Raw genomic sequence first — 7696 nt, 5'->3', positions numbered from 1 at the left:
TTTCGTGTCTTTGACGCATCCCCAATCTCAGTCGGTGCCGGTCCCAGGCAATGCGACGGCTTCTGGAGCCAGAGCCTAGTTTTCGACTGTCGCCGACTCAGGAATTTCGATGTCAAGTATGGGTGCGCGGCCAACGTCTCCCGAGTAGCGCGTAACAATACTGGTCATCTTCCGGCGTGGCAGCATCCTTAAATGAGTGGCACATTAGACTGCTCAGTGATATCGAACCAGAGAATGGGAGAATACTTTGAGTAAGAAGCGTTACGGCACCGGCAGGCTCATCCTTGATGTCGTCCTAACACTCCTCACAGGCGGACTCTGGCTCATTGTCATCTTGATCCAATTCCTTAGGCGTAACTCACGCTAAGTCTTTCGTTAACGCCAGTTTTGTGCGATCTGCAGGGACACGGCGGCTAACGCGAAAAAAGGCCCTGTTTCAGTGAATCAGGCACCCCTAAAACTCTCATATGCTTGTTCGAGGGCGCTTATGCTTGGACGGTCACCTCTTCGTGTGGGTACACTCATGAGCTTTTGGTTATGACGCTCCTGCAGTCCGTGCTTCAACATTGGTCCATCAACTTCCGCAAGAATGTCACTTCGTATTTCGACTATGAGGTCGGGCCGAACACCCATGATTCCAGCATCAAAAGCGGCATGATGAATTTTGCACATGGCCATACCGTTAGATACAACAGGGGCACCGTCCACGTGGGCATCAGGAATGATGTGCGCTGCATCCAACAGCTGTTTGTGCTTTAGATTGCACACGGTGCACCGCGTGTCGTATGCGTTGATGACGGTAGATCGGAACAGACGCTGATGCAGTCTGGTGCGTGCGATCCGAGTTCCGTAACGTTTGACGATTTCCAGGTCCTGGGTATCGACAACGTCTCCCGTTCCATTCAAGGCGGAACGCAGCGGATCTATGTCGACGACGAATTGCTGCTCTTCACGTTCTTCTGCCAATAGGTAGACCGGAAAGACTGGCTGGTACAAGCCCGGAGCTATGCCAAAGAACCAAATGAGTGGATGCTTGTTCTCCATGGCACGACGCAATGCTCGATTGTCAGGTGCGTCTGGTTCGTCTCCCTGCCACTTATAGCGAAGCAAACCGTCCGGACCCACTGCGTCTTCGTATGGCCGCTCCTGTCCAGCACGTCTGAACGTGGTGGTGATAGACAAAGCAGCCTCAAGAGACTTAGGCTTCCAGATTCCACGTTGCCGGCTCTTCAACGGCACCCGGATCTCGTCGAGCCGAAAATCGTCGAGGTCGAGATAGTGAATGGCATCTGTACCGTCGTTGGTCCGAACGGCCAGCCACGCATGCGCCGCGCGTCGAACTCTTTCATCCCAAGAGGACGATCTCGAAACCGCAACGTCGTCAACATCGACTTCCGGAATCTTGAACGCACCATGGACACCTGCTCCAGACTCGATATAAACACGGGCAAACCGGCCCGTTTGCACCCAGTCGACAATTGTCGTTTGGTGAACGCCGATCTTCTCCGCCGCTTCGAGCGTGCTGAGATGGCGACCCGAAACGATCGGTGATAAGGGAAAAGAACGCTTCATCTTGCCAGGATATAGGACACAGCACTGCCCTCCGCGAACGCTATTTACCCAGCATGTGCGAAGAGTGTTTTCCTGAAAACCACCGCCCAGTCTCCCCGGACCGGCAAAACTCACCTAGAAAGCCGCGGTCTTTGGTAGTGATTCGAACACGCCAGGAGCGGCCATCCTCGCGCCCGGGCAGTCCCCCTGCCGAACGGCTCAAGGATTGGTACCAACCGCGGCTATCAAACAAATGAAGGTGGGCAAATTCCCGATCCTAATTCGCGCGGGAGCGTCTCCTTAAAGAGTTCTGGTTCAGGACGCTTCAGCATAGCGACCAAATGCAGCTCCAAATGACGGGGATTCAGCCCTCCCAACAATAAAACAGCCTAACTGTGCAGCCGCCTTATTCTTCCTTCGGATGAATAGTCTTCGATGAGTTCTTGCAGCAGTCGATAATCAAGATTTTCCGAAGTAGGAGTTTCCGAAGGGTCACCAACCAAGAACCCAGCAACAATGGATATGTTCTCGTTGAGAATCAATGCCGTTGCATCAGTACCGTATAGTCTCCTGATGACCGTCAGAACCGCCCCATCTTCCGGCATCCCTCGATTGATCCACGTCGTTATCCATCGGATTTGATTTCTCCAGCCAAGGCGAGCTAGTACGATTACGGACAGTGAAACCAGTACCTCAAGTAGGGGCACACAAGGTGAGAACCAGCAGCATTACGAAACGCCAGGTGGCCTCGGAATAGACGTAATCGAACTTCGTTTCCGTCTGCCGTTACAAACCCACTCCCTCCACACACTAACTAGGTATGAGCCTAAGAAAGTCCGCCGTAGAGGACCGTGCGACAGCGCGGCACAAGCGCTTCCTCGACCTACACGAGGCCGGACACGACCGCATCTACCGCTACTTTCGCCGAAGAACACCCAACGCGGCGACGGCGGAGGATTTGTGCGCCGATGTTTTCAGAATTACGTGGGAAAAGTCTGCGGACGATCCCAACCTCAACGTCATGTTCCTCTTCGGCGTGGCAAGGAACGTGTTGCGAAATCATGCCCGATCACTGAATCGCTCCGACGATCTCCTCGCAGTGTTGGCGCACGAGCGGTACTACGAGCATTCACCAAGCGACTCCCCTGTACTCGAGGCATTGCATCAACTGAATCCAGAGGACCAGGAAGTCTTGCGTCTGACCTATTGGGATGGCTTCGCATCCAAGGAGATCGGGCAATTTCTCAGCATAAGTTCGGCAGCGGTCAGAATGCGGCTCTACAGAGCTCGCAAATCATTCGCAGCGGCACTAACAGTGGTGCAGAAGGAAGAAGGAGCAAAGGCTTGAAAACCAAGAAAACACACGACCTGACCCAAGAACTTCTTGTGGCCGGCGACCCAGCAGCACACATTTCTCACAACGACCTTCACGGAAGTCGGGTTCGATCCCTCGCCATAGCAAGCGAGCAAGGCAGCCCAGTTCATGCCGCACCCGCAACGACCCTTCCACGGAGCACTCGGACCAAGCCGATCATTCGGCGGGCCGTCCTTGTCACTGCTGTTGCAGCCGTACTAGCTGGCGGGCTTGTAGCCACTGACGCAGTCAGGCTCGACTGGCGCCCTCCGGCCACAGCCGAAGCATCCGAGGCACTCAATACTGCCGCCCAAAAAACTAGCACCATTTCCGATCCCAAGCCGCTGCCCGGTCAGTACCTCAGAGTCGACACTAGAGCCGTCTACTTGGATCAAGGTGACGGAGGTTCGGGTCCGCTCTTCTGGCTTGAGACTCAGAACCGCCAGCTCTACGTACCCGAGGATCGGAACAATCAGTGGATCATGAGCTCCGAGCCCACCGAACTGCTTACCTTCTTTGGCAATGACACGGAAGCCGCCATCCGAGAACTCGAAGCCGGAACCCCGAAATCGCGCACGGAGCACGGCCTAGTCCAAAGAGTGAGCGCCACGTGGTCCTACGACGAACTTGCCGCCCTCCCCCGCGACCCCGCTGAGCTATTGGACTTCATCCGCAGCCAATCCGAAGAGCGCGCTGGTTCTTCCGATAACCAAGCCTTCGTATGGATCTCGGACCATCTACGCAGTGGATCCATTCCGGCCGACCTGCGTGCCGCGCTCTACCGTGCAGCCGCCCTCATTCCGGGCGTCACGCTCGTCGATAACCAAACCAATCTAAACGGAAGAACGGGAACCGCCATCGGACGTATCGACGAGCGAACCAACAGCCGCCACGAGATCATCATCGACCCCGTGACCGGTCAATTCATCGGCGAACGGGTCATCACCCTCAACGGCTTCGGAGACGTCCCACCCGGCAGCGCAATCGCGTGGTCGGCGATCACGACGTCGGTGGCCGGCAGCGCGCCAACACCGGAGCGCTGATTAGGAGTCGGCCAAGGAAAACACGCTCGTTCGTCGCACGCCGACTATCCTGCGACTGAGTGGTTCCATCGATAAATTGTCGCGGGTTACGTTTAGCGTGAAGGTCGTGGGAGTCCGGATCCACAAATGAACGGAATTCGAAACAGGGGGAAATTGTGCCCGCCTTTCTTGAAGAGCTGGCTTTGAGCTTTGCGAGATGCGAGGAACTGTCGGCGGCAAACGACCCGCAGCACGGCCACGAGCACCCGTGTCACAAAATTGTTCGATCACAGGATTCGCATGCAGGCCCCTTTCAGGTTCCGGAGGCGTGGGCAGGCAATCTAACGAAAGCACAGGTGGTCTTCCTGTCTTCAAACCCAGCCATAAGTGCCGGAAACCCCGATGCAAAATGGCTTTCAAAGAGGTTCGCAGAGAAGTACCCCACGACCGAATGGCCTGACACCGAGATTGCCGACTTCATGATCAATCGGTTCAGCCCGGAACATGTATGGGTCAGTGACGGACGACACCGGAAAGTCGACGAATCACAGGAGATGGGCGGGCCTGTGTGGGGCTCCACGGAACCATATTGGCGGTGGATCGAAAAGCAGACGAATGCACTTCTTGGAAATGACATTCCTTGGTATGAACGTTCAGTCATGACCGAGGTAGTCCATTGCAAATCCGCCAACGAACGAGGCGTGCCGGAAGCCGCTCAGCTTTGCTCCTCTAAGCACATGGAACGGATTTTGGAGGCTACACCCGCCGGGCTCGTCGTCGTTGTTGGGGGCAAAGCTGCCGCAGCGCTTCGTTCTGCCTATCCAACAGCATTTCTCGACAAGCCCATGTTCGGAAAACGAGGGTCGAGTGACTCACCCGATCCCAAACAGAACATTTTCGAACTCGAGATCGGCGGGCACTCAAGGCTTATTTGCTTCATCAAACATCCAAGCGCATTCGGCGGTTCAGCCCATCTCACGTCAACGTACACAGAGGACTTTCATCTACTCCAAGAGGCCGCGAGCACATCGACCTGACACTGGTTCTCCGGAGAGGCATTGCGTAACAAATACTCCATTAATTAGTTGAAGCTTACACTTCCTTGGTGCTCGCAACCGTGAGCGAAATGGGGGCGATGGCGCACGCGCTGTCGGAATTGAAATGGGGAAGATTGAAGAAATCCGTCTTGGCATTGGCTTTGTCATGCCTGGCACTGGCTGGCTGCGCGGGAACACCTGCGGCCGCCCCAACTGTTACGGAGACTGTGACCGCCACAGTCACGGCCACTGCAACGGTAACGGCAGCACCAGCGCCGGCTCCGGTGGTTACGCCCGCCGCAGCGATACCAACTCCAGCGGCTGCCGCGACCGCGATCATCCCAGCAAACGTTGCCGGGATGAATGCTCAGGCGCTGGACGACGATTTGGAAGCTCTCGGCTTCAAAAACATCATCTACAACGCAGACACGGGAAAAACCGTTCTTCTGCTGAGCAACTGGACGGTGACCGGCATTGATAACCCAGGCGTAGAACAGGCAACGAGCAAAGCAGTCGTAGTTCACGTAACCAAGTAACAGGTTCTGCGGTTAGGGCATAGTGGGCTCACGACACGACCCACTGCCTGTTGAACAATGGAACCGAGAAAGGTGTGGGATCCGCCCTGGGCGGGACCCACACCTTTTCTTTCACCGCCCGTCCCAAGGCCGCGGCATGCGATAGCCCCCAACCTACCCCGTTGACGAAACATGCGGCCCTCCCCCGCCCCAGCTCGCCGGCGATCAGCGAGAAGTCGGGCCCCAGCGTCGCTATAGACGATGAACAAGCAGCCTACGACGCGACCCGCCACCTCCTCAGCCTCGGCCACCGCCGCATCGGGCTCCTGGCCGGCGACTCAGGCTCCATCGACGTCGCCCAGCCAAGACAACGCGGTTACTTCCGCGCCATGGACGAAGCGAAATGAACACCCGTCACCGCCACAGGCAGCTTCTTCTACAAAAGTGGTGCACCAGGCCTGGACAGCTTTGTCGACCAAGACCCCGGCCTAACAGCGAGCTTCGCCATGAGCGACGAAATGGGCGCGGCCGTGGTCAACGAACCTCAACGCCGCGGCGGGCCCGCCCCGCAGGACATCTCCGTGCTTGGCTTCGACGACACTTCAACCTCTCTGCACATCCACGCACTGTTCAGCACAGTCACCCATCCGCTCGAAGACAGGGGTTGCGTGGCCGTGACGAAACTCCTCGGCGCCCGCGATCTCGGTCCCAAAACCACGCCCCAACTCATCGAAACGCGGCTCCACCGCACAACCCAAGACCCAACTCGCCGCAGCCGGCTAGCACCAAGTGGGTGCCGCCGTCGTGCATGCCCCGTTCAAAGCGGAAGGTCGCCGGACGCCCCGTCCGCGACCGCCGTCGTCAATAGCCTCCGCCCTAATCGGCCCGAAAGCCACCAGGAGGACTCTCCTATGGTTCGTGAGTGGTGAGGGCAGGACAGTGCGGCGTCGTTGGGGGCTCGGGTTTTAGGTTTTCGAGGGCTGCAGACGCTCACTAAGACAGCACGAAGCCATCAAATCGATGGCCTTGGCAAAGTCGTTTCGGCGCGGGTGGTTCAGGAAGGCGTGACGAGACCCAGGCAGAATGTGGTGTTCGACGTCGACCCGGGCGCCTCGGAGTTCCGCCGCGAACTGGTCGCCTGAAGCGCGCATGACGTCATTGTCTGCATTGATCATGAGCGTGGACGGGAACCCGGAGAGATCGTGTCCTCCTGGGAAAGCCAAACGGTTTCTAAGCGCCGGTTAAGATCCTGCGTAGTTTCGGTTCAGCGCATTCAGAACCCATCGGGAGTGTGTTAGCCGGCGATGACCGCGAACTCGACATTGGATCTCAGGCGCCCGAGGGTGCACGGCATGGAAGAATCCGTACGCGAAGATGGCTCCTCTAAGGTGCAGGTCCATCTCGACGGCACGGAACGCCGTAGATGCAGCCAAGCATGCTCCGGCGCTTGCTCCGCCGAGGATCAACCCTCCGGCTGTCTGGCTGCCGACGTGTTGAAGCGCGGTCAGAAGGTCCTCCATCGGCAGCGGGAAACGTGCTCTTGACCGGGTTCCTTCCCTAAAGGCCCAGTTCAATCCAGGGAGCGGTGCGAGGCGGTAGTCGACCGTGACCACGGTAACCCCTCTATGAGAAAGAGCCCGGGCAACATCGTGCGCTTCAGGCTGGTCAATTCCGCCAGCGAAGAAGCCTCCACCGTGCGCCCAGACAAGTGTGGGAGCTGGCACACGAGCTTGACTGGGTATTGGTCGGTACCAGCGGAGCCGTACGGGTCCGTCCGGTCCTATGGCCACCGACTCAAGAATCCCTGAGTCACTTTTCTCATTGAACAACATCGCCATGAAACCGACCCTAACCGTAAGTGGCAGCCCGCGATCCGAGGGGCCTCGCCTGCCTTTCCGTGACTCATGACGCCGTTTCGAGGGCAAGGCCTGTTGCGGTCGTCGTGTACGACCACCTAGATGATTTTTTGCAGCACCTAATTTTGGGTTTTTAGCACCTAATTTCCCTCGTTTCGGTCTAGGGAGAGCCTTTTTCGCCACCTAGAGGCGTTTTCGTGTGTTCACAATGTCCCCGGCTGCGCGGCCATTTCCGGTCGCGGGCACCCACAGTTTTGGTGGGTTTGTTTCGAGGGCTATTGGGGGCCTTTTGTATGGCTGTTTTTGATCTGGGCGCGCAGACGCTCACAACACTTGCTCGGCAATCCGATGCCTCCCATCA

Annotated in this window: 7 protein-coding genes and 1 pseudogene; 6 read left to right on the top strand and 2 right to left on the bottom strand. The window is 57.2% G+C overall.

All coding sequences use genetic code 11. The features are described from left to right. Positions 1–444: 444 nt before the first annotated feature. The gene (locus tag ACIPV6_RS22295; protein ID WP_400272988.1) at positions 445–1572 is read right to left on the bottom strand and encodes an HNH endonuclease; all 1128 of its coding nucleotides are present in this window, start codon (positions 1570–1572) and stop codon (positions 445–447) included. Positions 1573–2371: 799 nt separating this feature from the next. Here ACIPV6_RS22295 and ACIPV6_RS22290 point away from each other — a divergent pair. From ACIPV6_RS22290 to ACIPV6_RS22265, 6 genes are all read left to right on the top strand, one after another. Further along, complete coding sequence (locus ACIPV6_RS22290) at positions 2372–2899, top strand: RNA polymerase sigma factor (RefSeq protein ID WP_400272987.1); 528 nt, start codon at positions 2372–2374, stop codon at positions 2897–2899. Between the two features lie 38 nt (positions 2900–2937). Then, positions 2938–3948 carry a CU044_5270 family protein gene (locus tag ACIPV6_RS22285; protein WP_400273010.1) on the top strand — a complete coding sequence of 337 codons (1011 nt, stop codon included), beginning with the start codon at positions 2938–2940 and terminating at the stop codon, positions 3946–3948. 155 nt (positions 3949–4103) lie between these two features. Then, positions 4104–4964, top strand: a complete 861-nt coding sequence (locus ACIPV6_RS22280) for a hypothetical protein (RefSeq protein WP_400272986.1) — start codon at positions 4104–4106, stop codon at positions 4962–4964. 68 nt (positions 4965–5032) lie between these two features. Then, a complete protein-coding gene (locus ACIPV6_RS22275; protein WP_400272985.1) occupies positions 5033–5500 on the top strand; it encodes a hypothetical protein in 468 nt (155 codons plus the stop codon). 161 nt (positions 5501–5661) lie between these two features. Next, a complete protein-coding gene (locus tag ACIPV6_RS22270; protein WP_400272984.1) occupies positions 5662–5886 on the top strand; it encodes a hypothetical protein in 225 nt (74 codons plus the stop codon). Positions 5887–5985: 99 nt separating this feature from the next. Beyond that, positions 5986–6408 (top strand): substrate-binding domain-containing protein, encoded by a 423-nt coding sequence (locus ACIPV6_RS22265; protein WP_400272983.1) that lies wholly within the window; start codon positions 5986–5988, stop codon positions 6406–6408. 36 nt (positions 6409–6444) lie between these two features. On the opposite strand, the pseudogene ACIPV6_RS22260 reads toward ACIPV6_RS22265, so the two are convergent. Further along, positions 6445–7311 (bottom strand): annotated as a pseudogene (locus tag ACIPV6_RS22260) (alpha/beta hydrolase). Positions 7312–7696 lie beyond the last annotated feature (385 nt).

Source organism: Paenarthrobacter sp. NPDC089988 (assembly GCF_044748465.1).
In the GTDB taxonomy this organism is placed as follows: domain Bacteria; phylum Actinomycetota; class Actinomycetes; order Actinomycetales; family Micrococcaceae; genus Arthrobacter.
The sequence above is the reverse complement of the archived record's forward strand: the minus strand, read 5'-3'. Positions and strand labels throughout refer to the sequence as shown.